Annotated in this window: 32 protein-coding genes and 1 pseudogene; 24 read left to right on the plus strand and 9 right to left on the minus strand. The window is 34.7% G+C overall.

Translation table 11 applies throughout. The annotated features are described in order from the left end of the window. Positions 1–7: 7 nt before the first annotated feature. From K6959_RS01145 to K6959_RS01155, 3 genes are read right to left on the minus strand one after another with little or no spacing between them, the layout of a single operon-like run. Positions 8–565 carry a DUF4825 domain-containing protein gene (locus tag K6959_RS01145; RefSeq protein WP_163242978.1) on the minus strand — a complete coding sequence of 186 codons (558 nt, stop codon included), beginning with the start codon at positions 563–565 and terminating at the stop codon, positions 8–10. Next, positions 558–1,229, minus strand: a complete 672-nt coding sequence (locus K6959_RS01150; RefSeq protein WP_163242979.1) for a permease prefix domain 1-containing protein — start codon at positions 1,227–1,229, stop codon at positions 558–560. The genes K6959_RS01145 and K6959_RS01150 overlap by 8 nt, the downstream gene beginning before the upstream one ends. 10 nt (positions 1,230–1,239) lie before the next feature. After that, on the minus strand, positions 1,240–1,578 hold the full coding sequence (locus K6959_RS01155) for a PadR family transcriptional regulator (RefSeq protein ID WP_223087403.1): 339 nt from the start codon (positions 1,576–1,578) through the stop codon (positions 1,240–1,242). Between the two features lie 260 nt (positions 1,579–1,838). On the opposite strand from K6959_RS01155, the gene gatC reads away from it, so the two are divergent. From gatC to K6959_RS01185, 6 genes are all read left to right on the plus strand, one after another. Beyond that, on the plus strand, positions 1,839–2,129 hold the full coding sequence (gatC, locus tag K6959_RS01160) for an Asp-tRNA(Asn)/Glu-tRNA(Gln) amidotransferase subunit GatC (protein WP_223087405.1): 291 nt from the start codon (positions 1,839–1,841) through the stop codon (positions 2,127–2,129). Between the two features lie 16 nt (positions 2,130–2,145). Further along, a complete protein-coding gene (gene gatA, locus K6959_RS01165) occupies positions 2,146–3,603 on the plus strand; it encodes an Asp-tRNA(Asn)/Glu-tRNA(Gln) amidotransferase subunit GatA (RefSeq protein ID WP_223087406.1) in 1,458 nt (485 codons plus the stop codon). 13 nt (positions 3,604–3,616) lie between these two features. Further along, positions 3,617–5,044: an Asp-tRNA(Asn)/Glu-tRNA(Gln) amidotransferase subunit GatB gene (gene gatB / locus K6959_RS01170; protein WP_223087408.1), complete on the plus strand. Its 1,428-nt coding sequence runs from the start codon at positions 3,617–3,619 to the stop codon at positions 5,042–5,044. A 194-nt stretch (positions 5,045–5,238) separates the two neighbouring features. Further along, on the plus strand, positions 5,239–5,472 hold the full coding sequence (locus tag K6959_RS01175; protein WP_223087410.1) for a T7SS effector LXG polymorphic toxin: 234 nt from the start codon (positions 5,239–5,241) through the stop codon (positions 5,470–5,472). Continuing rightward, positions 5,448–6,821, plus strand: coding sequence for an LXG domain-containing protein (locus tag K6959_RS01180; protein ID WP_262421949.1), 1,374 nt, complete (start codon positions 5,448–5,450; stop codon positions 6,819–6,821). Before K6959_RS01175 ends, K6959_RS01180 begins: the two co-directional genes overlap by 25 nt. A 191-nt stretch (positions 6,822–7,012) precedes the next feature. Next, the gene (locus K6959_RS01185) at positions 7,013–7,492 is read left to right on the plus strand and encodes a hypothetical protein (protein WP_163243521.1); all 480 of its coding nucleotides are present in this window, start codon (positions 7,013–7,015) and stop codon (positions 7,490–7,492) included. Positions 7,493–7,628: 136 nt separating this feature from the next. Here the strand turns inward: K6959_RS01185 and K6959_RS01190 are convergent, their stop codons facing one another. Further along, entirely contained in the window at positions 7,629–7,787 is a 159-nt protein-coding gene (locus K6959_RS01190) for a hypothetical protein (protein ID WP_163243520.1), read from the minus strand. 58 nt (positions 7,788–7,845) lie between these two features. Here K6959_RS01190 and K6959_RS01195 point away from each other — a divergent pair, with 58 nt between their 5' ends. The 6 genes and pseudogenes from K6959_RS01195 (at position 7,846) to K6959_RS01220 (ending at position 10,429) form a co-directional block, all read left to right on the plus strand. Then, a complete protein-coding gene (locus tag K6959_RS01195) occupies positions 7,846–8,208 on the plus strand; it encodes an AHH domain-containing protein (RefSeq protein ID WP_223087412.1) in 363 nt (120 codons plus the stop codon). A 10-nt stretch (positions 8,209–8,218) separates the two neighbouring features. Continuing rightward, entirely contained in the window at positions 8,219–8,785 is a 567-nt protein-coding gene (locus tag K6959_RS01200) for an imm11 family protein (RefSeq protein WP_223087413.1), read from the plus strand. A 99-nt stretch (positions 8,786–8,884) separates the two neighbouring features. After that, positions 8,885–9,262: pseudogene (locus tag K6959_RS01205) on the plus strand (immunity 70 family protein). 144 nt (positions 9,263–9,406) lie between these two features. After that, complete coding sequence (locus tag K6959_RS19750) at positions 9,407–9,583, plus strand: deaminase domain-containing protein (RefSeq protein WP_163243518.1); 177 nt, start codon at positions 9,407–9,409, stop codon at positions 9,581–9,583. A 12-nt stretch (positions 9,584–9,595) separates the two neighbouring features. After that, complete coding sequence (locus K6959_RS01215) at positions 9,596–9,997, plus strand: hypothetical protein (RefSeq protein WP_163243517.1); 402 nt, start codon at positions 9,596–9,598, stop codon at positions 9,995–9,997. Positions 9,998–10,108: 111 nt separating this feature from the next. Then, complete coding sequence (locus K6959_RS01220) at positions 10,109–10,429, plus strand: ImmA/IrrE family metallo-endopeptidase (RefSeq protein WP_316252512.1); 321 nt, start codon at positions 10,109–10,111, stop codon at positions 10,427–10,429. A 65-nt stretch (positions 10,430–10,494) separates the two neighbouring features. Here K6959_RS01220 and K6959_RS01225 read toward each other — a convergent pair whose 3' ends face one another. Then, complete coding sequence (locus tag K6959_RS01225; RefSeq protein WP_163243515.1) at positions 10,495–10,644, minus strand: hypothetical protein; 150 nt, start codon at positions 10,642–10,644, stop codon at positions 10,495–10,497. A gap of 139 nt (positions 10,645–10,783) precedes the next feature. Here K6959_RS01225 and K6959_RS01230 point away from each other — a divergent pair, with 139 nt between their 5' ends. The 5 genes from K6959_RS01230 to K6959_RS01250 all read left to right on the plus strand — a co-directional run bounded on the left by K6959_RS01230 (position 10,784) and on the right by K6959_RS01250 (position 15,157). Further along, positions 10,784–12,658: a ribonuclease YeeF family protein gene (locus K6959_RS01230; RefSeq protein WP_223087417.1), complete on the plus strand. Its 1,875-nt coding sequence runs from the start codon at positions 10,784–10,786 to the stop codon at positions 12,656–12,658. 22 nt (positions 12,659–12,680) lie between these two features. Next, positions 12,681–13,277, plus strand: coding sequence for a pentapeptide repeat-containing protein (locus K6959_RS01235; RefSeq protein WP_163243082.1), 597 nt, complete (start codon positions 12,681–12,683; stop codon positions 13,275–13,277). 594 nt (positions 13,278–13,871) lie between these two features. Further along, positions 13,872–14,288, plus strand: a complete 417-nt coding sequence (locus tag K6959_RS01240) for an HNH/ENDO VII family nuclease (protein WP_262421847.1) — start codon at positions 13,872–13,874, stop codon at positions 14,286–14,288. 16 nt (positions 14,289–14,304) lie between these two features. Further along, the gene (locus K6959_RS01245; RefSeq protein WP_223087418.1) at positions 14,305–14,829 is read left to right on the plus strand and encodes an ankyrin repeat domain-containing protein; all 525 of its coding nucleotides are present in this window, start codon (positions 14,305–14,307) and stop codon (positions 14,827–14,829) included. 97 nt (positions 14,830–14,926) lie between these two features. Next, positions 14,927–15,157 carry an immunity protein Imm33 domain-containing protein gene (locus K6959_RS01250; RefSeq protein WP_262421950.1) on the plus strand — a complete coding sequence of 77 codons (231 nt, stop codon included), beginning with the start codon at positions 14,927–14,929 and terminating at the stop codon, positions 15,155–15,157. Positions 15,158–16,186: 1,029 nt separating this feature from the next. Here the strand turns inward: K6959_RS01250 and K6959_RS18615 are convergent. Further along, on the minus strand, positions 16,187–16,318 hold the full coding sequence (locus K6959_RS18615) for a hypothetical protein (protein WP_258561196.1): 132 nt from the start codon (positions 16,316–16,318) through the stop codon (positions 16,187–16,189). 71 nt (positions 16,319–16,389) lie between these two features. On the opposite strand from K6959_RS18615, the gene K6959_RS01255 reads away from it, so the two are divergent. The 6 genes from K6959_RS01255 (at position 16,390) to nagE (ending at position 22,195) form a co-directional block, all read left to right on the plus strand. After that, the gene (locus K6959_RS01255) at positions 16,390–16,554 is read left to right on the plus strand and encodes a hypothetical protein (protein ID WP_223087419.1); all 165 of its coding nucleotides are present in this window, start codon (positions 16,390–16,392) and stop codon (positions 16,552–16,554) included. 380 nt (positions 16,555–16,934) lie between these two features. Further along, positions 16,935–17,780 carry an MBL fold metallo-hydrolase gene (locus tag K6959_RS01260; protein WP_223087421.1) on the plus strand — a complete coding sequence of 282 codons (846 nt, stop codon included), beginning with the start codon at positions 16,935–16,937 and terminating at the stop codon, positions 17,778–17,780. Positions 17,781–18,607: 827 nt separating this feature from the next. Further along, a complete protein-coding gene (locus K6959_RS01270; protein WP_163243086.1) occupies positions 18,608–19,165 on the plus strand; it encodes a thioredoxin family protein in 558 nt (185 codons plus the stop codon). Positions 19,166–19,384: 219 nt separating this feature from the next. Then, positions 19,385–19,888, plus strand: a complete 504-nt coding sequence (locus K6959_RS01275; protein ID WP_163243087.1) for a PTS sugar transporter subunit IIA — start codon at positions 19,385–19,387, stop codon at positions 19,886–19,888. Between the two features lie 38 nt (positions 19,889–19,926). Then, complete coding sequence (locus tag K6959_RS01280; RefSeq protein ID WP_163243088.1) at positions 19,927–20,754, plus strand: PRD domain-containing protein; 828 nt, start codon at positions 19,927–19,929, stop codon at positions 20,752–20,754. A 64-nt stretch (positions 20,755–20,818) separates the two neighbouring features. Then, entirely contained in the window at positions 20,819–22,195 is a 1,377-nt protein-coding gene (nagE, locus tag K6959_RS01285) for an N-acetylglucosamine-specific PTS transporter subunit IIBC (RefSeq protein ID WP_223087422.1), read from the plus strand. A 294-nt stretch (positions 22,196–22,489) separates the two neighbouring features. On the opposite strand, the gene K6959_RS01290 is transcribed toward nagE, so the two are convergent. After that, positions 22,490–22,621, minus strand: a complete 132-nt coding sequence (locus tag K6959_RS01290) for a type II toxin-antitoxin system SpoIISB family antitoxin (protein ID WP_223088267.1) — start codon at positions 22,619–22,621, stop codon at positions 22,490–22,492. Positions 22,622–22,638: 17 nt separating this feature from the next. After that, the gene (locus tag K6959_RS01295; protein ID WP_163243090.1) at positions 22,639–23,397 is read right to left on the minus strand and encodes a type II toxin-antitoxin system SpoIISA family toxin; all 759 of its coding nucleotides are present in this window, start codon (positions 23,395–23,397) and stop codon (positions 22,639–22,641) included. A 310-nt stretch (positions 23,398–23,707) separates the two neighbouring features. On the opposite strand from K6959_RS01295, the gene K6959_RS01300 reads away from it, so the two are divergent. Beyond that, entirely contained in the window at positions 23,708–24,073 is a 366-nt protein-coding gene (locus K6959_RS01300; RefSeq protein WP_223087424.1) for a hypothetical protein, read from the plus strand. 190 nt (positions 24,074–24,263) lie between these two features. Here the strand turns inward: K6959_RS01300 and K6959_RS01305 are convergent, their stop codons facing one another. Further along, positions 24,264–25,499: a S8 family peptidase gene (locus tag K6959_RS01305; protein ID WP_262421849.1), complete on the minus strand. Its 1,236-nt coding sequence runs from the start codon at positions 25,497–25,499 to the stop codon at positions 24,264–24,266. Positions 25,500–25,715: the final 216 nt, after the last annotated feature.

Raw genomic sequence — 25,715 nt, forward strand, 5'->3', positions numbered from 1 at the left:
TTTCATATTATTTTTCTAATATAAATAAGAAGCTTTCCGTTACGTACTTTTCATCCTTCAGCGGGTTACGAACCTTTTCATTCCAAGCCTCTTTGTTTTTAATGAGCTGGCTTAAATCTCCATATCGCTTTGTTACATTCTGTTTTTGGACAACAAATGATTTATCTTCAAATCGATATTCAATCTTTTCGAGATTTCCAATTAAGGCAAAAGCGGCGATCGAATTATAAAGGATAGATTGTTGGAAAATGTGTAAATCCAATTGTGTTACTTTTTGATGATAATTGACGATGATTGCAAAATGATCTGAATCCAATTCAAAGTCTTTTTTCACTTCGTTTAGTGGTAAATGGTTAAACAAGTTGGAAATATTTGATGCGTCTCCCATATACGGATGTTTATATTCAATTATATATTCGAAATCATGTGTGAGCGGGCGGCGTTGTTGTAAAATATATTTTTCATCTGCAGCATTTTGTTTTGGAATCATGTAAAATTGGACAAAAACAAACAACGTAACGCCCAATCCTAGTAAAATAATGATCCATTTTCCTGTTTTATTCATAAGCATTCTCCACCTTGTAATTTGGTATTAATTTGATCCAGACATGTAAAGTGAGTGGAATGATTATTGAGAACAAAGGAAGCGTATACTGGGCAACAATGACCGCAAGTTGATATGGACCATCAATCTGAACTGTTCTGGCAAACCAAATGTTGCTGCCGAATAAAATTGCTGATAAATAAAGAGAATGAACTGCGATATACAATCCGCATAATAATAATGCAGTTTTTTTCAATTTCAGGATCGACTTTATATTTATATGTCCGATTTTTTCTTTGTTTTTATTTTTGGCAAAGTATAGATACAGAGCGCCTAAAATAAAGCAAGTAACGAGAAGAGCGTAATTGAGCAGGACACCTACGCTCAAAATCGTATATGGGATTGTTAAAATCCAGACGATAATGATGTTTAAATAGGCAAGTTGAAAAGCTTTAAATTGATATTCACTCATTTTAATAGGCACATGGCTGTCAATGAAAGGGTCAATTGTTGTAATACTTTTCTTCGCCTCCTCAATTGCTGCTTTTTCAGTGAGCCCTTGGGCTTTTAAATGTTCTACTTTATCCTCGAGATTACCTAATATTTCTTCTTTTAACTCAATAATTTTAGGCTCATTTTTATATTTTTTAAATAAAGACTCTATATAAAGCTGTAGCTCATCCATTAAAATCACCTCATTTTAAGATTAAGTGATCAATCACTTCTTTTGCTTTTATCCAGTCATCGACCGCTTTTTCATATGTTTTTTTCCCAGCTGGAGTAATTTGATAATATTTTCTTCTGCCACCTTGGCTCTCGCTTCCCCAATAAGCCGAAATCAGTTTCTGTTTCTCAAGTCTTTTTAAACTTGTATAAAGCGAAGGCTCTTTTAATTCAAATTTCCCTCCACTTTTTTCATCAATTTTTATAATAATTTCGTATCCGTAGTTATCACCCTCCAATAAAACTTTAAGAATGATCGTATCAATATGTCCGCGAATAAGATCACTGCTAATCATCGGCACTCTTGTCATCACAATCCACTCCTTAATTACATCTTAACACATATTACTATGTTTAACATAGTATTTTTTATTTTTGATCCTATGTAAAAATTCTGTAAGGTGAGTGAAAGCGCTTTGAAGTAATGTAAGAAAAAAACTGCGGAAGGGACAGTTTCGTGATAAAATAATCAATGAGAACTAGATATAAATGAGATATTGCTTTAATGCGCAAAAGTTTGGTATTATCAATATTATTGTGTGATTGTTCGAACATTTTGGAGGTGACAAATATGTCAAGAATAACAATTGATCAAGTGAAGCATGTTGCTCATTTGGCAAGGCTTGCGATAACTGACGAAGAAGCTGAAAAGTTCACGAAACAATTAGACGGCATTATTTCCTTTGCAGAAGAACTGAATGAAATAAATACAGACAATGTAGAGCCAACGACTCACGTTTTATACATGAAAAATGTTATGCGTGAAGATGTGCCGCAAAAAGGGTTGTCGCTAGAAGAAGTATTGAAAAATGCACCTGACCATCAAGACGGGCAAGTTCGAGTGCCGTCCATTTTAGAGTAAGGAGGGGTTAGGAGAGATGAGTTTATTTGATCATAAAGTAAAAGATCTCCATGAACTTTTAAATAAAAAAGAAATTACTGTTACTGACCTTGTGAACGAATCGTACAAGCGAATTCATGAAGTGGAAGAAAAAGTACAAGCCTTTATCACATTAGATGAAGAGAATGCTCGTGAAACGGCGAAGAAGCTTGATGAAAGCCTTGGGAAAGACGAGCAAACGAACGTATTGTTTGGGATGCCTATTGGTATTAAAGATAATATCGTGACGAAAGATTTACGAACTACTTGCGGAAGTAAAATGCTAGAAAATTTCTCACCTATTTATGATGCAACGGTGATGAATCATCTACATAACGCTCAAACAGTAACGATCGGGAAAATGAACATGGATGAGTTCGCAATGGGTTCTTCAACTGAGAATTCATATTTTAAAATTACGCGGAATCCATGGGACTCTACTGCTGTTCCAGGAGGATCTTCAGGGGGATCGGCTGCCGCGGTAGCCTCTGGTGAAGTTTTGTTTTCTCTTGGTTCTGACACAGGCGGTTCAATTCGCCAGCCAGCAGCATTTTGCGGGGTTGTTGGTTTAAAGCCTACTTACGGTCGTGTTTCCCGCAACGGTCTTGTTGCATTCGCTTCATCACTCGATCAAATCGGACCGATTACACGTAATGTAGAAGATAATGCCTATTTATTACAAGCGATTGCAGGTCTAGACCCGCACGATTCAACTTCAGCCAATTTAGAAGTGCCTAACTTCGTTGACGCATTAACTGGTGATGTAAAAGGGTTAAAAATCGCTGTTCCGAAAGAATACCTCGGTGAAGGCGTAAGTGAAGAAGCGCGACAATCTGTCCTCGACGCATTAAAAGTATTAGAGAAGCTAGGGGCAACTTGGGAAGAAGTATCTTTGCCACATTCAAAATATGCGCTTTCTTCTTATTATATACTTGCTTCATCAGAGGCATCTGCAAACTTAGCCCGTTTCGATGGTATACGTTACGGCTATCGGACACCAAATGCTAAAAATTTATCTGATTTATATAAAAACACACGTGCTGAAGGATTTGGAGAAGAAGTAAAACGCCGTATTATGCTCGGAACTTTTGCATTAAGTTCCGGTTACTACGATGCTTATTATAAAAAGTCACAACAAGTGCGTACACTTATTAAAAATGATTTTGAAAAAGTTTTTGAAAACTACGATGTCATTGTTGGACCGACAACACCGTCAACCGCATTTAAAATCGGTGAAAACATGGACGATCCGATTGAAATGTATGAAAATGATATTTTAACGATTCCTGTTAACCTTGCAGGTGTACCGGGAATTTCCGTTCCATGCGGATTTGCAAATGGACTGCCGCTAGGGTTACAAATTATCGGAAAGCATTTTGATGAAAGCACAGTATATCGAGTTGCACATGCATTCGAACAAGCAACTGATTACCATAAACAAAAACCAGAGCTGTAAGGGGTGAGATAAGATGAATTTTGAAACGGTCATTGGCCTTGAAGTACATGTTGAATTAAAGACAGATTCAAAAATTTTCTCCGCCAGCCCGAATCACTTCGGTGCTGAACCGAACACCAATACGAGTGTAATTGATCTCGGTTATCCAGGAGTATTGCCTGTTTTAAATAAAAAAGCAGTAGAATATGGAATGAAAGCAGCAATGGCACTAAATTGCCATATTGCAACGAATACGAAATTTGATCGAAAAAATTATTTTTATCCTGATAATCCAAAAGCCTATCAAATTTCTCAATTTGATCAACCGATTGGCGAGCATGGCTGGATTGAAATTGAAGTAGATGGCAAAAAGAAAAAAATCGGCATAACTCGTGTTCATCTTGAAGAAGATGCAGGGAAATTGAACCATGCTGACGGCTATTCACTTGTCGACTTTAATCGCCAAGGAACACCTTTAATTGAAATTGTCTCTGAACCAGATATTCGTACACCTGAAGAAGCATATGCTTATTTAGAAAAATTAAAGTCAATTATTCAATATACGGGTGTATCTGATTGTAAAATGGAGGAAGGTTCACTTCGCTGCGATGCAAACATTTCCCTTCGCCCAATCGGTCAAGAGGAATTTGGAACAAAGACAGAGCTGAAAAACTTAAACTCATTTAACTATGTCCGTAAAGGATTAGAGTATGAAGAAAAGCGTCAAGAAAAAGTATTGCTTTCAGGCGGTGTAATTGAACAGGAAACACGCCTTTTTGATGAAACAACGAATACAACAATTTTAATGCGTGTGAAGGAAGGGTCGGATGACTATCGCTACTTCCCAGAACCAGATCTCGTTGCCCTTCATATTGAGGATGAGTGGAAAGAGCGCATTCGTGCAGAAATTCCAGAGCTTCCAGATGAGCGGAAAAAACGTTACATCGAAGTTCTCGGTTTACCTTCATACGATGCAATGGTGTTAACATTAACGAAAGAAATGTCCGATTTCTTTGAAGCAACTGTCGAAGCAGGAGCAGATGCGAAGCAAGCATCTAACTGGTTAATGGGTGAAGTATCTGCCTATTTAAACGCAAAGCAAAAGGAACTAAATGAAATTGCCTTAACTCCAGAAGGATTAGCGGGCATGATTAAGCTCATTGAAAAAGGAACAATTTCATCTAAAATCGCTAAAAAAGTGTTTAAAGAGTTAATTGAAAAAGGCGGCGATCCAGAAAAGATCGTAAAAGAAAAAGGTCTTGTGCAAATATCTGATGAAGGCGCCTTACTGAAATACGTTACGGAAGTGTTAGATGCAAACGAACAATCAATCGAAGACTTCAAAAACGGAAAAGACCGAGCACTCGGTTTCCTTGTCGGCCAAGTTATGAAAGCGACAAAAGGACAAGCAAACCCGCCAATGGTTAACAAGCTATTAATTCAAGAAATGAATAAACGATAAAATAACAAAGCTGTTAGGATTTTCTTCCTAACAGTTTTGTTATTTTGGTAAATAAAACAAAATGGATTATCGTCATGGTGAAAGTTAAAAAGGCTAAAAACCCCTTGAAAATAATAGGATATACATTTACTATTAATATACATGTATAAAAAATAATTCTATAGATAAATTTTCTATTAAAAGTGGGTGAAGCCATGAAAATTTTACATGCCCGGGAGATTTATACCGGCATTGAAGTCATTCAACAAACATTGAAAACCACCTATGAACAAGTGAGTGAAATTGAACATGCTGTTGAAGGAATTATTCAACTAGAAGATTCACTTAAAGGAAAAGGCGGCGAAGCGATTCGTGCTTTTTTCAATACGTACATAAGCCTCTCCTCTTATATCTTCAAGCATTCATTACCGATTATGATACAATTTTAGCAGAAATTAAATATTTGCTTCAAGCGTTTGAACCAGCAGAAGATGGCTTTATTCACGAAAGTTTTTTAGAAAATGATGTCGCGAATGGATTAGATCGTTTTGAGAGACGAGTTACATCAATAACGAGTGAAATCAACAATGCAATACATAGTGTACAAGATATCGTCAGCTTGCCACCTATCCATGCTGATGAAACAATCTCCCATATCAATCAAGCACGACAACATAATCGAATGACGATCGAAAACCTCCATTCCTTTGATGAGCAAGCAACTCGTTTACTTGACCAGATTTTAGATGACTTACTAATGATGACCAGCTTTATGAAAGAAATAGAAGCGATGACTCAAAGCGGTCAATTGCCAATTTCTCATAACAGCGTATCAAAAATGATGACAAGCGAGGCTTACCGCAAGCTTTTAGGTAGCTTGGTGAAAAAGGTCGGACTTGAGCCAATCAATACGGTCGAAAGAGATGCATATGGAAACGATAACAGTATCAAATATCATGTATATGCAGACGGCTTGATTGTAATGGAAGCCGATCGATCTGGCAAAATTCATTATGAAGTTGTTCCAGCAATCCCCGAAGAAATAAGGGATGGTGCCATTACTTCACCCGTTGATCGTGCATTTGAAGGTGTCATCGATGGAGCAGGAAAAGCTCTTGGTGACACGATAGACGGTCTCGTATCTCTATACAAGTTTGCCGAGGGAAATTTACAACCGGGTCATATCAATTATATTGAAAAAGCAATCTTCGCTTATCAACTCATCCATGACCCAAAGAAAAAGCTAGGGGAAATGAAGGATAAAGTAATCAATTTCCCAAAATATATGTGGGAAGGGATGAAAAACGCCTGGAATCGAGATGTCATCAACGGTGATGCCCATAGCCGCGCTGAATTCTTCTCCTATGGTTTAACAACAATCGGAATTGGTGTAATTGGAGATAAAGGATTAAGTAGAGCAGGTCAGTTTGGAAATGCGGCAAAACTCGGTCATGTTGGAAAAGTAGGAAATGTTGCAAATAAGATCCCGCCACCGATACCGATTACTAAAGGATTAACTCCCGCTTTTGTTACAGGCAAAGTTAATACGATTCCATACAACGTGATGGATGACTTGTACAATCGAATCCACCAAGCGAGTAAGGAAGCGTTTGGAGACAGTCGTGGTGGGAAAGTGTCTGTGGGTGGAAACACTAAGAAAACTAGTGAAGCTAATAAAGATATTCCTGTTGAAACCGAAACATTTATACCTGATAACTATTACAATAACTATAGATTACCTGATAGGGTTTCTCCAGGAACCACTTCTTTAGATAAATATGACCCATTGGGAAATTAAAAACAAACAAAATTTTATGATGAATACGGTAGACAAAAAGGATGGATAGATTATACCGATCATGGAAGGCCAGATTCACATAGTGCTCCACATTGGCATGAATATATCTTTAGTGAAGAATTTCCATTAGGAAAGAAAATTAATCACAGGAATGATACAAATCCACCATTTAAAAAATAGGAGTTGATGTTTTGAAAAGGATTGAATTAGAGTATAAAGACGGTAATAATAATGCAGAATTTTTAGTTCAAGTTCTTAAAGAAATAGAAAAAAATAATCCTAATTCTTATTGTTATTTAAGCGTAATTGATGCTATACCAAATGATCAAGAACAATTTGCAGAAGAAAAAGGGATGTTTAGTGAGGAAGTATTAAATTTAAATAAAATGGTTCAAAATAATCATGGAATAGAAATCACTTTTGAAAAGCTTATGCATGTCCTAAAGAAGTGTAGAACTGTATGGGATATGAGTTTTGGAATTACGAATATGAAAAATGATGAATACAAACCATCTTTAGAGAATAATTTTAGTGAATTTGATAATAGTTCAACTTTGTTGGAGTTTCGAATAATTGAAGGGGATTTAATTACTATATTGACTAAAGATAATGTAGAAATAAGCTATTTAGATAAGATATTATCTAGAAATTGTTCTATTGTTAGATTCTGAATTCCTATATTGTAGATTTTTTTAATTTTTCCCCTATAATTTATGAAGATGCCCACAGCCGCGCTGAATTCTTCTCCTATGGTTTAACAACAATCGGAATTGGTGTAATTGGAGATAAAGGATTAAGTAGAGCAGGTCAGTTTGGAAATGCGGCAAAACTCGGTAATGTTGGAAAAGTAGGAAATGTTGCAAATAAGATCCCGCCACCGATACCGATTACTAAAGGATTAACTCCCGCTTTTGTTACAGGCAAAGTTAATACGATTCCATACAACGTGATGGATGACTTGTACAATCGAATCCACCAAGCGAGTAAGGAAGCGTTTGGAGACAGTCGTGGTGGGAAAGTGTCTGTGGGTGTGGGAGAAGTTTCCCAGGGAGCTAGCAGGGGTAATAATGTACCCTCTGTAAAAACAAAACCTAATCAGGTTCATCATTATGCAACTAATAAAAAAAAAACATACACTCCTCAAATGGAGGAAATAGCCTCAAAATATGGTCTCGATTTGGATTATGAGTGGAACAAAGAATTGTTGCCACATCAAGGTCGTCATCCTAATGCATATCATGAATACATCTTGGATAATATGAAACAATTCGATGAGATTGCCCAAGGGAATAAGGAACTCTTTTTAGAGTTATATGAAGGAATTAAAACTGAAATTAGAAATAATCCAGAAATGCTTTATAAAGAATATTGGAATAATCCAAAGTGAGGGAACAGTAATGAACTATTACAAGGTGATGACAAATACTTCTAAAGAAAATGATATAATTTGCCACTATGAAAATGACTATGGTATAGAACAAAATAAGTTAATTATCGGAGAACCATTCAATTCTTGGGATTCTAGATTTGATTTTTTTTATGATAGTCATGAGGGAAATGAGCCTACAGATATGTTAGCAAATGACAAAGGTTGGTTAGTTGTTTCAGAAAGATTAAAAAACGTTATTTTAAAATTTACTAATAAGCTTGAATTATATAAGGTTAAAATTTTTGAAAAAACAACTAAGGAAGAACTCATAAATTATCATGTTGTTAATATATTGAATGTAGTCGATGCCTTATCTCTTGAAGACTCTGATTATTTTACTGTAAATACAAAAAAAAAAGGATCTATACATATTATTAATAGGCATACCTTGCTAGAAAAGAAACTTCAAGGGGTAAATATTTTTAAGTTACCTCCTAATTATAATATTCCATTGTTTGTTTCAGATGAATTTAAAAAGGCTGTTGAAAACAATGGTTTAACTGGGATGGATTTTTTACAAGTTAAGACTGTTTAATTCCTAAATAAAGTACTGTTAATTATAGATTCTAAGACAAACGGAATTGCAGAAATTATTTTTAAACAGTAAGAGGTGAAAGGTATGACAGTTGGATTGATGGTTGATTGTTTCTTTTATGAATTAGGTAGCGGAGACTTTGTACATTCTTTTTTCTCAACAATTTCGTATCATTTAGAGCCGAAAGGATGGGGAACGGAATATCCCTATTTGCTCAAAAATTTATACAATGACAAGCTTAGTTGGCATGATGTAGACAAAGCATGAGAAGAAGTTCAAGACATAGAAAGTAAATTAGAGAAAATAGAGCCTGAAATGGTGGTATGGGATATTGAAGATGTTTCACAAAAACCACCATGGGGAGATAATATTAGTTCTAAAGTTACAAGTCTTGCAAATTACTTTGCTACAGGTGATGGAAAAACCTTCATTGAAATATTGTATTACAAGTCTCTAAAGAAGATAAATGTGATGTAATTATTCGTAAATTGTAAAATGTAAGTATATCCATAAATAATAAATAAGATGAAAGTAGAAGCGTATGTTCATTTAGGGAAATTTATGTGAATAAACAATAATTCTGTTAATAATGCTTCAAAATTAATTCATACAGAAGCTAAAATGCTTGAGGATATAGCACCTCAATTAGGATATAATGCAAAAACGGTTGATACAAGCATTACAGGAAATGTTTACTTAATTACAGAAAGAGCACCTTGTGCAAGTTGTTCTGATGTTATCAAACAATTTGAGCAAATGTTCCCAAATGTTAATGTAGTAGTTAAATATACTAAGTAGGATGGAACATACATGAGACAATATGAAATGTATTTTACAAATGAGTATTTATTAGAAATTATGGATGATATTTCGACAATAATGAAGATTGATTATGATAGAGAAAAATTATTAAAATCATATGAATCGGAAAATATTGGTAATATAGATAACCTATTTGTAGCTCGTGATGCAAATAATCCAGAGTATTTTATATGTGTTGATTGTGATAATAAAGACTGGATATATCCACTGGTTGTACGATGTTCTGAAAAACAACAAGATTGTGTAAATAAATGTATGTTACAGTGGGATAACAATATTAGAGAAGAATATGGTCAAGAATTAACAGAAAGAATTAATAATAGTTTCGGCAATGGCAATAAAGATACTTTATTGAAGAGAATTGAATTAAAGTATGATGTAAAGATATAGTTATATTTTAAGGGCAAAGAAGGAAGGTCTTAAAAACAACATGGTATGTTTTTTTTTAAAACAACTTTTGGTTGCTAAGCTAGAAAGTTTTATGAAGTTTTGGGAGATGTTTTGGGATACTACAACAGTTACAAAAGGATTCACTTTATTCATATCAACAATTCAATTAGCGATTCATTGCAGAAATTTGTTTGCGCTCACGAACTTGGCCATGCGATATTACACCACGATGCAAATACTCCATTTTTAAAGAAAAACACATTTTATTCAACTGAGAAAATTGAAGCAGAAGCTAATGCTTTTGCTGTAGAGTTGCTAACCCCTGATGAAGTAGTTTATGAATACAAAGATACTAGTGTTACCATTAACGAAGTTGCTGAGATATACGGTGTTCCTAAGGAAGTGTCACATCTTAAGCTTATTAATATGTAAGTTAAAGCATTAATAAGGAATGAAATATTTCGATCAAGCTTGTCCTTCAAAAAAAAGCCATAAGATCAAGAATTCATTTTTTCTTTAGGATCTTCTGTTGATTTTTCGGTGTTGAAATACGGTGCTAAAGCTTTATGAAAAGCTTCCTCGATAGGAATACTGCCGTAATACTCTTCACCGATGTACAATGGATACTTTTTTTTTTTCTTGCTCATTGTAAAATCACCTCGTGAAACCATATGCGACTGGGACACCTAGACGACCCTAATTTAGTAAAAATAACAGTCAGAAGCATTGGGGATTCTGACTGATTTCATTTACAAATATTGATTATTATTAAAAGGGAGAAGAATTATGAAAATCTTACATGCCCATGAGATTTATACCGGCATTGAAGCCCTTCAACAAACATTGAAAACCACCTATGAACAAGTGAGTGAAATTGAACGTGCTGTTGAAGGAATTATCCAACTAGAAGATTCACTTAAAGGGAAAGGCGGCGAAGCGATTCGTGCTTTTTTTCAAAACGTACATAAGCCATTTCTCTTATTCCATCAAGCATTCATTACTGATTATGATACAATTTTAGAAGAAATTAAATATTTGCTTCAATCGTTTGAGCCGGCAGAAGATGGCTTTATTCACGAAAGTTTTTTAGAAAATGATGTCGCAAATGGATTAGATCGTCTTGAGAGACGAGTTACATCAATAACGAGTGAAATCAACAATGCAATACATAGTGTACAAGATATCGTCAGCTTGCCACCTATCCAAGCTGATGAAACAATCTCCCATATCAGTCAAGCACGACAACATAATCGAATGACGATCGAAAACCTCCATTCCTTTGATGAGCAAGCAACTCGTTTACTTGACCGGATTTTAGATGACTTACTAATGATGGCCAGCTTTATGAAAGAAATAGAAACGATGACTCAAAGCAGTCAATTACCAATTTCTCATGACAGCGTATCAAAAATGATGACAAGCGAGGCTTACAGCAAGCTTTTAGGTAGCTTGGTGAAAAAGGTCGGACTTGAGCCAATCAATACGGTCGAAAGAGATCCATATGGAAACGACAACAGTATCAAATATCACGTATATGCAGACGGCTTGATTGTGATGGAAGCCGACAGATCTGGTAAAGTTCATTATGAAGTTGTTCCAGCAATCCCCGAAGAAATAAGGGATGGTGCCATTACTTCACCCGTTGATCGTGCATTTGAAGGTGTCATCGATGGAGCGGGAAAAGCGCTTGGTGACACGATAGACGGTCTCGTATCTCTATACAAATTTGCCGAGAAAAATTTACAACCAGGTCATATCAATTATATCGAAAAAGCAATCTTCGCTTATCAACTCATCCATGACCCGAAGAAAAAGCTAGGGGAAATGAAGGATAAAGTAATCAATTTCCCAAAATATATGTGGGAAGGGATGAAAAACGCCTGGAATCGAGATGTCATCAACGGAGATGCCCACAGCCGCGCTGAATTCTTCTCCTATGGTTTAACAACAATTGGGATTGGCGTAATCGGAGATAAAGGATTAAGTAGAGCAGGTCAGCTTGGAAATGCAGCAAAACTCGGTCATGTTGGAAAAGTGGGAAATGTTGTAAATAAGATTCCGCCACCGATACCGATTAATAAAGGCTTAACTCCCGCTTTTGCAACAGGCAAAGTTAATACGATTCCATACAACGTCATGGATGACTTGTACAATCGAATCCACCAAGCGAGTAAGGAAGCGTTTGGAGATAGTCGTGATGGGAAAGTGTCTAGGGGTGTGGGTGAAACCAGTAATAAAGTCACTGGAGTTATCAAAAGAACACAGAAGGAACTTGATGATTTAGCAAGAGATCCTGCACATGGAGGAAACATAACTAAAGGATCAGAATTAGAAAGAGATATTGGATTGGCATTAGAAAAGAGAGGCAATTTAGGACATATTATTCGAGAAAAAACACCTCAAGGTGGTGCTGAATTTATAGATAAAGTAACAGGTAAAAAATATGATGTTAAAAGTTTTGAATCATATCCAAATGGTCATACTTCACCAAAAAAGGGTGCTTTTACTGTAAATAGTGCATTAAAGAATATTCAAAAAGAACTTGATAGAGAACATGATGTAATTATAAATACAACTAATTTGACCCCCGAGCACACTAGTGAACTAATTAACGCACTTAAAGAAAAGGGCTGGATTAATAGAATCATATTTTACCCATAAGACTGAGAGGATGAATATGTTTATGAGTAATTATGAAATTGAAATTAATAATCACCATAAATTTGTTGACAGTAAAGGTTTGAAAGGAAAGCGACTTGTTCTAGATGAGAAAGATTTATCGAATGTAAAATTTAATAAATTAAATCTTTCTGAGTCTGTTTTGACAGAATGTGATATTTCTAAAAGTGATATTTTGGAAATAGATTTTTATGGAGCTAAGCTTTTTTCCTCTAACTTTTCTAATTCTAAAATTATAAGTAGTTCTTTTGTTAAAGCAGAGGCTGACTATACAAATTTTTCAGCATGTAATATTTCTAATGTTAATTTTTCCAAAACAGAATTAAAGGAGAGCGACTTTTCTTATAGTAGGCTTGAGGAAAGTAGCTTTGTAGCTTCGAATTTATATAAGACGGTTTTTAATGGTACACTCTTTTTTGATGTAGATTTTTATCAAGCTTATTTTAATGAAACAATTTTCTATGATGTAACTTTTTCAAAAATAAAAAATCTAGAAAATGCAATATTTAAGTCAATTAATATAGGTACCTCTATAAAGCCCGTTATGTTGTTTGATAAGGAAGCAAAAGAGTGGTTGTTGGAGAGGACACAAAGCTACTAGATTATTTATCGTTTCCATTTTTTAAAAGTATTATAGAGAAAATGAACATAGTTACCTGTAAACTAGCTCATTATTTCATACATTTTATTCTAACTGGTAGTCCTTGGGGTGTTTATTCAAGATTATTTATAGATTCAAGGGAAAGAGTAAAATACTAGTTTATCGAAGTTATGAAGATTTTAAATGTGAGTTAATCAATTTGTATAATGAACAATAATATTACTGTACAATTAGATTGAATAAATACCTTGATAGGCTAAAGTCCTCTTGAGGTATTTTTGTTTTAGGTAATAGCCAATATTTATCGCCCTCTAAAAACGACGTGTGCATTTTCACAAGATTGTAAGTAAAAAACTAGGTATTTATTTTCTCATCATTCAAGTAAAGAAAAGATCTAACTCTACATTTGAATGAAGATGTCACCAAGCGAAAACACGATAGAGAGGAAACATCTCACAAAATTACGTCTATCATATTGATCTTATACACTCCCGCTTTAGCTACAGGCAAAGTTAATACGATTCCATAAAACGTAAATCGAATCCACCAAGCGAGTAAGGAAGCGTTGGAGACAGTCGTGATGGGAAAGTGTCAGTGAGTGTGAATGAAGCTGGTAAGGGTGCTAAAAAGACCATAAATAAAGATGGAAGTGTAAAGGTATCAGGTAAAGGGGCAATTACAGAGGTAATTGACAATAGACCTTATTTAAATCCTAAAAGCAGACCTTCATTTAGAAAAGGCGTACCCGAAACTACTTTTGATAATGCAAAAGGTCCTGATGGATTAGTAAGGGATCCGCTTTTCCAAGAAAAAATAATTGAGTGGGAACCAGGTCAACCAAGAAAGAATGTCTGGGATATGGGACATCTTCCAGAGCATAAATATTCTAATATGCATAAAAGATACTTAGATGGAGACTTAACACCAAAAGAATTTCGAGATTGGTATAATGACTCAGAAAACTATCGTCCAGAATTACCTAGTACTAATAGAAGTCATAAAATAGAATAATTTAAGGAGTAAAATTATGAAAATTGACTTAATTGCAAAATTAAAAAATACGGAAGATTTTATGGATTCTTTTCAAGACGGTGATGAAAAAAAATTATATGATGGGAAAAGTTTGATTTTTTATTCATTATCAAATATAGATTTAGATTCTCGATACAAAATCAGTAATTTTTTACTTGATAAAGATGTAAATGTTTTATGTAAAAATAAAGAAAACGAGACAGTTATGCATGTTTTATTAGGACAAATTAAAAATAATATAGAGGAAACGTACAAATTATGTTATAGATTCATTCAAAAAGGTGTTAATATTAATGAAAAGGACAGCAAAGGACAAGTAACATTAGATTATATAATAAGAATGAATAAATCAGATGAAGAGTTGAGCAAATTATATGATTTATGGTTTTCACAACCAAATCTAGATATAATAAGCAAAGATGATTCTGATTGTTCACCTTTTGACTATGCAGAGAAGTTCCCTTATAGAAAAGATTTACTTAAAAGGATGGAGAAATATGAAAAAAAAAGAACAAGTTGAGTTTATTAAAAACTCAGGAGGATGCATTGTTTAAAAAAACATTTTAAATGGAAAGGGTAAGCTAAAATGGTTATTAAGGAAAAAACCCATAGATGATATAGATAACGGCTGGAGGTTTTTTTCTGATATTGATGATGACGATTTTATTAATAACCCAGATAATCTCACAGTGTGTAATTTTAATACAGTTGCAAATATCGAACCGGCAATTCTTGGAATATACCTTTTACCAGTAGGAAGTGATTTGCAAATAGTAGCTGAAAATGGCAAAATTGTTTTTTTTGATAATATTTCTGGAAATAAGATTGATCCTGTTTATAAACTATAAATACGTGACTTTAAGTATAGAAATGATTCAAAATAAGGATAATACTAATGACATTTTCAGAAAAGGCTGCATCGTTTTGTATTTAATTAAATACTAAACGATGCAGGCGATACTTACTTTTGTTGCTATATATTTAAAGAAAATGCCTAATTGGATTTGGTAAAGTCCAAAAATCGCCTAAAAATAACTTTGACAAGGCTTGTTATTATCTCAAATTGCTTCCTTCTGTATAAATTATAAAGTGGTTAAAAATAGCTCACTCAGAACTGCTTTATCGACAATCTGTAGTGAGCTTTTTAACCAAAATTCGAGACTTATCCAAACGTTTTACGCCGAATGTGATTAAATTCTCTACTAACAGAAACTCTTTGGTTCTATCCGGTAAATACTTGTTAAAATGCGAATTCTACAACTTAAGGCTTTTGAATCTATGTTTTAATAATAGAAAGCCATGGTAGTGCTTTTCGCTTTTTTATATATGGACAATAATCATCTAATAAAATCTCTCCGTTTGGTGAAACAATCTTTAGTTGAATAGGTATATTTTTATTAAATATTTAGATGAATCGAAGAGACTACTATTAGAATGTGATACTTGCGGATGGACAGAAAATATAGATGGTAGTAAATATGAAGGACAGATCTGTAAAATTTTTCCAGCCGGTAAAAAAGAATTAAAAAGATACTTAATTTAATGGATAAATTAACTAGTTAAAGTAAAAAATGTCTATTCGAGAGAGGGACTTGACCAATAAGCCCCTAAAATAAAGCAGGTGGAGAAAAACAAAACATCATTTTTCTCCACCTGCTTTTATATTTTGATCGTTTTCTTTAAAGTGACTGGCGGATACTAGCTACTTTCAAAAGAATTTTAGATCATTGCCAAAATCCCGAAACTCCACCTTCTCTTTATGAGGCCCACAGCCGCGCTGAATTCTTCTCCTATGGTTTAACAACAAGCGGAATTGGCGTAATCGGAGATAAAGGATTAAGTAGAGCAGGTCAGCTTGGAAATGCAGCAAAACTCGGTCATGTTGGAAAAGTAGGAAATGTTGTAAATAAGATCCCCCCACCAATACCGATTAATAAAGGATTAACTTCCGCTATAGCTACAGGCACGGTAAACAACATTCCATACAACGTCATGGATAACTTGTACAATCGAATCCACCAAGCGAGTAAGGAAGCGTTTGGAGATAGTCGTGGTGGGAAAGTGTCTGGGGGTGTTGGGGATGTTAGTAAGAAAGCCAGCGGGGCTAAATATAGAACAGTACCAACTTTGTAACACACAAGGTTTGTACTTTTTTTTTAATATTTTAAAAAGGAAAGGGAAGAACAATGATGACAAAAGAAAAAACAAATGGGAAAACCAACATGATAAATTCTTAAATGATTAGAATTCTGGTGTGACATTTATGAATATTTTAAAGTGAACGAAAAACAAGTGAAACCACAAACACTCATGAAGAATTAAAAATAGCAAACAGCCACTTTGTTCTCCTCTAACGTTTTCGGTTGGCTTTTTTTATTATGTTAACTGTAGGTTGGAAAGTCTTGATTGTTTTATCAAAAGGTCGATTTTTTATAAATTTCCTACAATTGATATGATTTTCTTTCATTTTACTATTCACCCTGATTTTTAGGTTTTTTTTCTTTATTTTTTATAATCATCTTTTTGTTTTAATAGAATGTGCTGATCAAGCTTTTTATTAGTCATTAAATAAAGAAATTATGGGGAACTCTAAATACGAATTTAATTTTTAAGGAGGACATATGTGTGGACGAACAAATGAATTACGGAAGTGATTATAAGTACATCCCCGCAACTTCTATTGGGAGTGGTACGGGGGTAGAGGTATTACCAGACCTTTTCAGCTATACAGTACAGATAGTAAATATTCACTTGATTGGCAATCTAAAAACAAAAGAATTTGTTTTGGTTGATGCAGGAATGCCTAATTCAGCAGAGCAAATTATCTCGGTTATTGAAAGTCGATTTGGCACAAACAGTCGTCCTAAGGCAATTATTTTAACTCACGGACATTTTGATCATGTTGGAGCTGTAATTGAGTTAGTGAAACATTGGGAAGTTCCTGTTTACGCACATGAGTTAGAAATGCCTTTCTTAGTAGGGCAAAAAAGCTATCCAGAACCAGATCCAACTGTTGAGGGAGGCATGGTTGCAAAAATGTCGCCAATGTTTCCTAATGAACCAATTAATTTAGGAAAGAGCGTTATACCATTACCTTCTGACGGATCTGTACCACATATGACAGGATTCAAATGGATTCATACTCCCGGACATACCCCAGGTCATGTTTCCTTGTTTAGGGAAAATGACAGGGCGTTAATAGTAGGAGATGCTTTTGTAACTGTAAAGCAAGAGTATCTATATAAAGTTTTAACACAAAAACAAGAAATCAGTGGTCCTCCAAGATATTTGACTACAGATTGGAAGGCTGCGAAGGAATCTGTTATGAAGTTAGAGGCACAAAAACCAACTGTTGCTCTTACTGGACATGGATTACCAATGTCTGGTGAATTACTAACAGAGAGTTTAGAAAAATTGGTTAAACATTTTGATGAAATAGCCAAGCCTGATTACGGAAGGTATGTAAACTAATGTATTATCCATCAAAAAAGTAACAGTTTAAGAAGGAAACCAAACTTGGTTCATTAATCGAAATCCTCCCTTCTATAGTTGGGGGTTTTTTTGTTAATAATGTTTGACATAAAAAAGTTACGATTGAAGAAATAAGTAGTAGAGTAATCAAATCCAATGAAAAAATAAGAACTATCTCTTCATGCTAGTATGCAATCCAAAATAAATATATAAGGCGAAATATTTTAATGGGTTTAAAGGAAAAAATGGAGACTGTTTTAAATGAAAGAAAAACATTAAATATGAATGATGATTATGGAATCGGAAAATATTGGAATAAAATAATACAACTATTATCTTAAGGTGAAGAAAAGACTATAAGTTATTTAGAAATTGTGATGCAGATAGTTTGTATTGGATGAGTGAAGTATTTGAAGGTATTTCAGAAAATCTTCAAAGTAAGTAATTAATTAATGTTTTAGAAGAATGAAAAGAAAAGTTTCCAGATGTAGATTTGGATATTGATGATACTAAAAAAGCTATGAAAAATTAATGATTAATACCTTTATTTTGGCTAGATTCTAAGGGGAAGGATAAAAGAACAATGGTTTCGACCTTTTAGGACCAGCTTTTCTGCTTAAATAAGGAGAGTTCGTATAACTATTATTCAAATTATTTTTGAAAAAATATATGAAAAGATGATTGATCAAGGCATTGCATGAGCTTCGCAGCGAAATAAATCGGGAAGCTAATTTAAACGCTCATGAAACCTGTAAAGTTTATTTTCCTATCACTTCTTTATAGCTATAATTTATAATAGATATCTATTAAACTATGAGGTGATGATGATGGAATTATTACATTGGTTTCAAAAAGGACTGACATTTGATGAATATTTACATAGTATGAACGTGTATAAGGAAGAAACGCTCTATATTTTAAATGAGTTTGAATTGACGGAGGAAGAACAGCAACAGGCTGAAATGCTGCAACAGCATAAGCTTAAAGCCATCGTGCTGACGATGGATTGGTGTGGAGATGCAATGTTGAATATCCCGATCTTGCTAAACATCGCTGCGACTGCTCATATTGATGTGCGCTTTTTATTGCGTGATGACCATTTAGAACTGATGGATCAATATTTAACGAATGGAACGTCGCGTTCAATTCCAATTTTTATATTTATTGATGAACAAGGAAATGAATGGGCTGTATGGGGTCCAAGAGCAGCTTCTATCCAAAAACTCGTGTCAGAAGAGCAAGCAAAATTGCCAAATAAGGACGCATTAAATTTTAAAGAAAAGCAACAGGAAATGATTAAACATCTAGTCTCCTCCTATCAAAAAGAATCCCATCTTTGGCGGGAAATAAGCACTAGTATTATAGAAACAGTGAAAAAGAAATAGCAGTGTCCCTGAGCTGAATTGTTGAAAAGCTTTCACTTTTTGTTAGCGCTTACATATTGCCTAACTCTTCAGCATAATGTTAAAATAAAGGGGAAATCTCATATTGATCACATGTTACTGATTCGATCAGGCATGGTGGTGCAGAACAAAGGACTGATCACCCCTTTGAACGTACCCCCATGCTTTTTTTCGTTTACAAAGAAAAAGGAGTGTTCGAAAATGATTAGGAAATTATTTCGGAAAAGTATAAATAAAGTCCAGGAAATAATGGCACCATTAAATGGAGAAATTATTCCGTTAGAAAAAGTCCCTGACCCAGTATTTAGTGAAAAAATGATGGGAGAAGGAATTGCAATCCTCCCGTCAGATGGCCATGTTCTCTCTCCAGTCGAGGGGGAAATTATTCAAGTTGCTCCAACGAAGCATGCAGTCGGTATTTTAGATAAAAATGGCTTAGAGATTTTAATTCATATTGGTCTTGAAACAGTCGCTTTAAAAGGAGAAGGCTTTACCGTTACCGTTTCTCCAGGTGATAACGTTGTTGTAGGTCAACCGTTAATATCGTTTGATTTACATTATATTCAGGAAAATGCAAAAAGCATAATGACGCCAATTATTATTACAAACAGCCATACTTTAAAAAAGCAATATCAATTTACTGAAGAAACAGAAGCGAAAGCGACAGAAACGATCATTATGACCGTCACAGAAAATGGAGCTTAAATGTTACAAGCGGTGGAAAAAACGAGGTGGAAGTTCAAGTGAAAATTAAAAAAATCTTGAATAATAATGCTGTCGTCCTTATGGACAACGGGGAAGAGAAAATTGCAATCGGTTCTGGAATCGCTTTCAACAAACGAAAAAATGATGTAATAAACGTCTCAAAAATTGAAAAACTTTTTGTTATGAAGGAGGAGAATGAAAGATTTCAAAAACTGCTTCTTCAAGTCCCAGAAGAACATTTTGCTATCTCAGAAGCCATTATTTCATATGCAGAGGAATACCTTGGAAGTAAGCTTAATGAGCACGTCTATGTTGCATTGACAGACCACTTATCGTTTGCCATTGAACGGGTTAAAGAAGGTGTTCGACTGCAAAATAAATTATTTCAAGAAATAAAAGCATTGTATAAAAGAGAATATGACATTGGCGTGTGGGCAATACGTCTTATTCAAGAAAGACTTAATGTCATTATGCCCATTGATGAAGCGGCATATATTGCGCTGCACATTCATACAGCAAAAATACAAGGCGGCGATCTCCATGAGACCGTCCGCCAAACAACGATTATTAGTGATATGGTGCAAACGATGAAGGAGTTTTTAAACATTACGATCGAAGATGATGATATTTCTTATCAACGGCTTATCACTCATCTTCGCTTTGTAATTACGAGAGTTCATCATTATGAACTGCATACGATGGATCAAGAAATGCTTGAAATGATTAAGAAAAAATTTCCGCTTGCGTTTAAATGTTCACAAGAAGTGGCAAAGCTCCTTAAACTTCATTATGAACTGATTCTTCCTAACGAGGAGCTCGGTTATATTTCGCTTCACATCGAAAGATTAAGACAGCGCATGTCATAAAACTGATTGAAAAAAGCAATTTGCTTTTTCAATAAATAAAAAAGTATTTTAGGAGGGGAGTCAAATGTTAGGCTTTTTACAACGAATCGGAAAGTCACTTATGTTGCCAATCGCAGTTCTTCCTGCAGCTGCTCTATTACTTCGTTTAGGGCAAGAAGATTTGCTGAATATTCCAGTGATGGCAGAGGCGGGAAATGCACTTTTTGAAAATCTTGCCTTGTTGTTTGCGATCGGAATTGCCATTGGTCTTTCAAAAGACGGAAGCGGGGCAGCCGCTCTTTCTGGTGCTGTCGGCTATTTAGTATTAACCTATGCTTTAGCTGCAATTGATCAAGATATTAATATGAACGTATTAGGTGGAATTATTACTGGTATTATTGTTGGTCTTCTTTATAATCGTTTTCATAATGTGAAATTACCTGATTGGCTCGGATTTTTTGGCGGAAAGCGGTTTGTACCGATTATTACTTCATTTACAATGTTAATATTAGCACTTATTTTCGGAGTTATTTGGCCGCCGATTCAAGATTTTATCCATTCAATAGGAGAATGGATTGTTAATGCTGGAGCCGCAGGAGTAGGAGTATATGGGTTCTTAAATCGCTTGCTGATTCCTGTAGGTTTACATCACGTCTTAAATACTTTAGTATGGTTTGTTTTCGGAGAGTTTAATGGTGTGACAGGGGATTTAAATCGGTTTTTTGCCGGCGACCCGAGTGCGGGTATTTTTATGACTGGGTTTTTCCCAATCATGATGTTTGGACTTCCAGCGGCTGCTTTAGCGATGATTGCAGCGGCTAAAAAGGAGAAAAGAAAAGTTGTTTCAGGGATGTTAATCGGTTTAGGACTGACATCTTTCTTAACTGGAGTAACAGAACCGATTGAGTTTACTTTTCTATTTCTATCTCCGCTCCTGTATGTCATTCACGCATTGTTAATGGGTTCTTCTATGGCTTTAACTTATGTATTAGGAATTCGCGACGGATTTGGCTTTTCTGGAAGTGCGATAGACTATGCATTAAACTTAGGGATTGCTACAAAGCCGTTATTGCTGATCCCAATCGGTGTTGCTTATGGCGTTATCTATTTCTTATTATTTTACTTTTTAATTAAAAAGCTCGATTTAAAAACGCCTGGCCGAGAAGATGATGAAGAGGAAGCCGTAATAGATCAAGAGGTTGCAACTTCACTCGAAAAGGAGAATAAGTATAATCGCTTAGCAGTTGGGTACCTTGAAGCACTTGGCGGCAAAGAGAACATAGTGAATATTGATAACTGTGTAACGAGATTGCGAATGAAGGAAAAAAATATGGAAAATATTAATGAAGCACAATTAAAAAAATTAGGTGCTAGAGGAGTCATGAAGCTAAGCAGTACAGATTTACAAGTCATTATCGGTACTGATGTAGAGTTTATTGCGAATGAAATGAGGAAGTTATAAAAACGTGCATACGCTCCCGCTTCAAGTGTTTAATAGAGGCGGGAGAAACGTGTCACGTAGTTGTCATTTTAAACGTTATATCTCTTTTTTTCTAATGAATTAATCATTTTGTTGTATTTATCTTTTATTTTTTTTGTTTGCGGAGACTCGCTATATTTAGCGAATGTCACATTTTTTACCTTTTTTACCTTCTTTTTCATCATGTCACCACTTTACAAACAATTTCTTATTAATTTTTATATATGTAGCGTATGCTGATTGCTTTTAAAACGGCATTAATCCAGTTAAAATTAGTTATATGCGGAGTTTTTTCTTTTTCTTTTTATATTCATCAATTAATCGTTCATTTTCTTTTAATAATTGATCTGTATGAGGACTTGTTCTATATTTCGGCAAGCTTACGTTCGCACGTTTTGTTTTAATCATATGTTTTACAGTTGATTTCACACTTCATCACCATCCTCTTCATATTCAAACGGTGCATATATTAAGTCATACATGGAGATTAGCGAGGTAAATAGAAGGTAATCAAATTCTGTGACAAAATCTGCTGATTTGAGTTTTAAAACATAAGAGTGTTCTTGTAAAATCATCGGGATTAAGGCGAGCTTTTCTTGATCGCTGTAAAATACTTCTTGTCTCTCTAGCACTGATTGTGCTGCTGAGCGGTTCGTGATTTCTCTCATTACAAATGACTTTTCTTTAGGCGTAGCGTATGAATGAATCGTTGCAATCATGTCGATTTTTTCGCCGAAAGCATTTAACAGTTCTTGTATGCCAGTTATATAATCTTCGATGTCTCCGTAATAAATGTTAATCGGTTCATTTTTCAATAAATAGTGAAATGTTTTAAGCTTATTCTGTTGCGACTTCATCATGTCCCTGTTTTCTTCAAGAAGCTCCTTCGTATCTGTGGCTAATTCGTGATGGCCTAACTTTTTAATATAAGTGCTTAAAAATACAAACGCATCTACTAACACTACAATTACTGCAACAATTAAATAGTTTTGCCAATGAGTAAAAATTGAGGTCGGCTCATAAGTCCAAAAAATTACAGCTCCAAAAAGATAAATAACATACCATGTTTTTCGAATCGCATAAATTTTTTTTCGCATACTTTTTTCCCATTTCCAAAAAGAAAACACATAAATAACAATTCCGCCGACGCAGGCCCAAACAAACAGTTTAAAAAATAAAATCATAGCCTCCTCCTAAAGAATGCGAAAGACAAAATGAAAAGAGCGAAAACAGTCTGGTTAATAAAGTGTATTTCAATCTAGAAAGAAAATATGCCGATAAGTTATGAGAATATGTGAATTTTAATCTAATCATCACATTAGTGTCAGAAATGTTACAGTCTCTATCGTTTGAGTCTATTAAAAAACGATCATATCCGTTAAGTCTAAGCCTAAAATCATTATTATATGTCATCTTTTCAATCATTTGTGCATATGTTAAAGAAAAGGAATTGAACTTTAATAGATTCCTTACTTTAAATAATAGGGTGATATTATGACTAGTTCTGAAAGGCATGCTATTTTGGGTAACGATTGTACACAAGTGGCGATGAATCGGTTTGACCGTCATCATAAGCATAAAGAAAAGCAAAAACGTCAATTTAAAAAGGTACGGCTCATGATCTTATCAGCTTGTCTGATGCTCGTCTGTTCGTTCTATATTTATAAAAAAAGTACAGCTAAAATAAAAGAACCAAATCCAGATTTAGGAAAAAAGGTTGTCATTCATTTACCTAACGGCAGTACCGTTTTTACGTATAAAAATTTAATTATTGAAGAGAATGGTAAGCTTTATTACAAAGGAGAAAGAAATACAATTGACTTAACTGGCGGGAAAGTTGTCTATGAAAATTGGGAATAGTATTCAAATTAAAAAACCCCCGCTTTATTTTTTAATGCGGGGGAAAATGAACAAACAATGACGTTACTAATCTAGTGATCTTAAACTGTTAATAGCTCGCATGCACGTTGCTTAAACTTTGTTAAGGGATTGCCGCAACTGCCAAGCATTTGTCTAACTAGAAATTGATCGTCTGCAATTTTGTTTACAATTATCTAACACGAGGGAATCCAAATCCTGACGCATGGTCATCTCCAGTCGTCGCTCCATAACCGCCTTTAATATCGTATTGTTTTGCTTTGTTTTGAAGTTCTGTCCGAAGACGAGTATTAGACCAAGTTGGATTAGAAGCCCAAATTTTTGCCGCTAAGCCAGAAACGTGCGGTGTTGCCATCGAGGTTCCGCTAATTGTGTTATATCCTCCGTTAGACCAAGTTGATTCAATTGCCGCCCCAGGTGCTGATACTTCAACATCTCTATCTTGAATAATATAGTCACCGGCCGTTGCTTGATTTCCACGTGAAGAGAAGTTTGCGACGCGATAAGTTCCATTTTCTTGTCTATTTTCAAGAGCTGCTACAGCAATTGCTTTACTGTATGCGCCAGGGTAGTCAATTGTATTGTTACCTGGTCCGCTATTTCCAGCTGCTGCAACGACTAACGCACCTTTATTGTACGCATAATCTACTGCATTTCTAATAAGCGTGCTGTCGCTTGAACTTCCTAAAGACATAGAGATGATGACTTTTGTGTTAGTGCGGACACCTTCGTCTGCCGCATGTCTGATTGCTGCCGCAATATCATCTAAATAGCCTGAACCGCTGTCTGATAATACTTTATAAGCCCATAACTTTGATTGTGGTGCCACACCATAGATTCCTGTTCCTGTCCACCCGCCGTTAGCAAGTACAGTACCGGCTACATGGGTTCCATGACCATTTCTATCAGCACATGATGATCTAATAGTATTATAGGTAAAGTCTTTACATTGTTCCGCATTAGCTGATAAGTCAGAGTGATTAATATTTACTCCTGTATCTAGTACAGCTACTCTGATCCCGCTTCCTCCTGAAGTACTTCTAATATATGGATCGTTGTAAATTGCCTCAATTCCCCAAGGTGTTTGATCTGATGGCGAAGCACTTGCTTTAGCTTGCGGCTTTGCACTCACTTTAGCTTCCGGAACGAGTTCCATTTTAATATTCTTGTTTTTTTGTAAAGCTTGATATTGCTTTTCGTTTACAGTTGTTGTAAATCCGTCCTCTTTAAAATCCCAACGAACGTCATTTTCACTTTGTAATTGAGCTTTTTTTGCCGATGGCCCTTGAATCCATACCCGATACGTTTTCTTTGCATCCACTGCTTGTCCAAAAGCTTCAGTAGAAAACATTGATAGACTTAAACCTAAACTTAATAGTGCGGCACCAAGCCATTTTCCTTTCTTCACTCCACATCACCTCTTATTATTTTTTTGAAAGAAAGTGGAAATCACCTACAAATATAAGTATATTCTAAATGTTCTGATATTAACAATATGTAAATCTTATTATTTTACTCTAAAGGATATTAGTCTAACTTATCATAAAAAAAAAAAAATGAAGTAAGTTTTAACTAGAATATACGTAATATATGGTATTGTTTCAGAAAAAGGATATTTTATGTC

Source organism: Bacillus aquiflavi (assembly GCF_019915265.1).
Classification (GTDB): domain Bacteria; phylum Bacillota; class Bacilli; order Bacillales; family Cytobacillaceae; genus Bacillus_BT; species Bacillus_BT aquiflavi.

Coding starts and splice junctions, on each gene's coding strand:
- K6959_RS01145 (WP_163242978.1), bottom strand. CDS start 565: ATGAATAAAACAGGAAAATGGATCATTATTTTACTAGGATTGGGCGTT.
- K6959_RS01150 (WP_163242979.1), bottom strand. CDS start 1,229: ATGGATGAGCTACAGCTTTATATAGAGTCTTTATTTAAAAAATATAAA.
- K6959_RS01155 (WP_223087403.1), bottom strand. CDS start 1,578: ATGACAAGAGTGCCGATGATTAGCAGTGATCTTATTCGCGGACATATT.
- gatC (WP_223087405.1), top strand. CDS start 1,839: ATGTCAAGAATAACAATTGATCAAGTGAAGCATGTTGCTCATTTGGCA.
- gatA (WP_223087406.1), top strand. CDS start 2,146: ATGAGTTTATTTGATCATAAAGTAAAAGATCTCCATGAACTTTTAAAT.
- gatB (WP_223087408.1), top strand. CDS start 3,617: ATGAATTTTGAAACGGTCATTGGCCTTGAAGTACATGTTGAATTAAAG.
- K6959_RS01175 (WP_223087410.1), top strand. CDS start 5,239: ATGAAAATTTTACATGCCCGGGAGATTTATACCGGCATTGAAGTCATT.
- K6959_RS01200 (WP_223087413.1), top strand. CDS start 8,219: ATGAACTATTACAAGGTGATGACAAATACTTCTAAAGAAAATGATATA.
- K6959_RS19750 (WP_163243518.1), top strand. CDS start 9,407: ATGCTTGAGGATATAGCACCTCAATTAGGATATAATGCAAAAACGGTT.
- K6959_RS01215 (WP_163243517.1), top strand. CDS start 9,596: ATGAGACAATATGAAATGTATTTTACAAATGAGTATTTATTAGAAATT.
- K6959_RS01225 (WP_163243515.1), bottom strand. CDS start 10,644: ATGAGCAAGAAAAAAAAAAAGTATCCATTGTACATCGGTGAAGAGTAT.
- K6959_RS01230 (WP_223087417.1), top strand. CDS start 10,784: ATGAAAATCTTACATGCCCATGAGATTTATACCGGCATTGAAGCCCTT.
- K6959_RS01235 (WP_163243082.1), top strand. CDS start 12,681: ATGAGTAATTATGAAATTGAAATTAATAATCACCATAAATTTGTTGAC.
- K6959_RS01245 (WP_223087418.1), top strand. CDS start 14,305: ATGAAAATTGACTTAATTGCAAAATTAAAAAATACGGAAGATTTTATG.
- K6959_RS01255 (WP_223087419.1), top strand. CDS start 16,390: ATGTTAGTAAGAAAGCCAGCGGGGCTAAATATAGAACAGTACCAACTT.
- K6959_RS01270 (WP_163243086.1), top strand. CDS start 18,608: ATGGAATTATTACATTGGTTTCAAAAAGGACTGACATTTGATGAATAT.
- K6959_RS01275 (WP_163243087.1), top strand. CDS start 19,385: ATGATTAGGAAATTATTTCGGAAAAGTATAAATAAAGTCCAGGAAATA.
- nagE (WP_223087422.1), top strand. CDS start 20,819: ATGTTAGGCTTTTTACAACGAATCGGAAAGTCACTTATGTTGCCAATC.
- K6959_RS01290 (WP_223088267.1), bottom strand. CDS start 22,621: ATGATTAAAACAAAACGTGCGAACGTAAGCTTGCCGAAATATAGAACA.
- K6959_RS01295 (WP_163243090.1), bottom strand. CDS start 23,397: ATGATTTTATTTTTTAAACTGTTTGTTTGGGCCTGCGTCGGCGGAATT.
- K6959_RS01300 (WP_223087424.1), top strand. CDS start 23,708: ATGACTAGTTCTGAAAGGCATGCTATTTTGGGTAACGATTGTACACAA.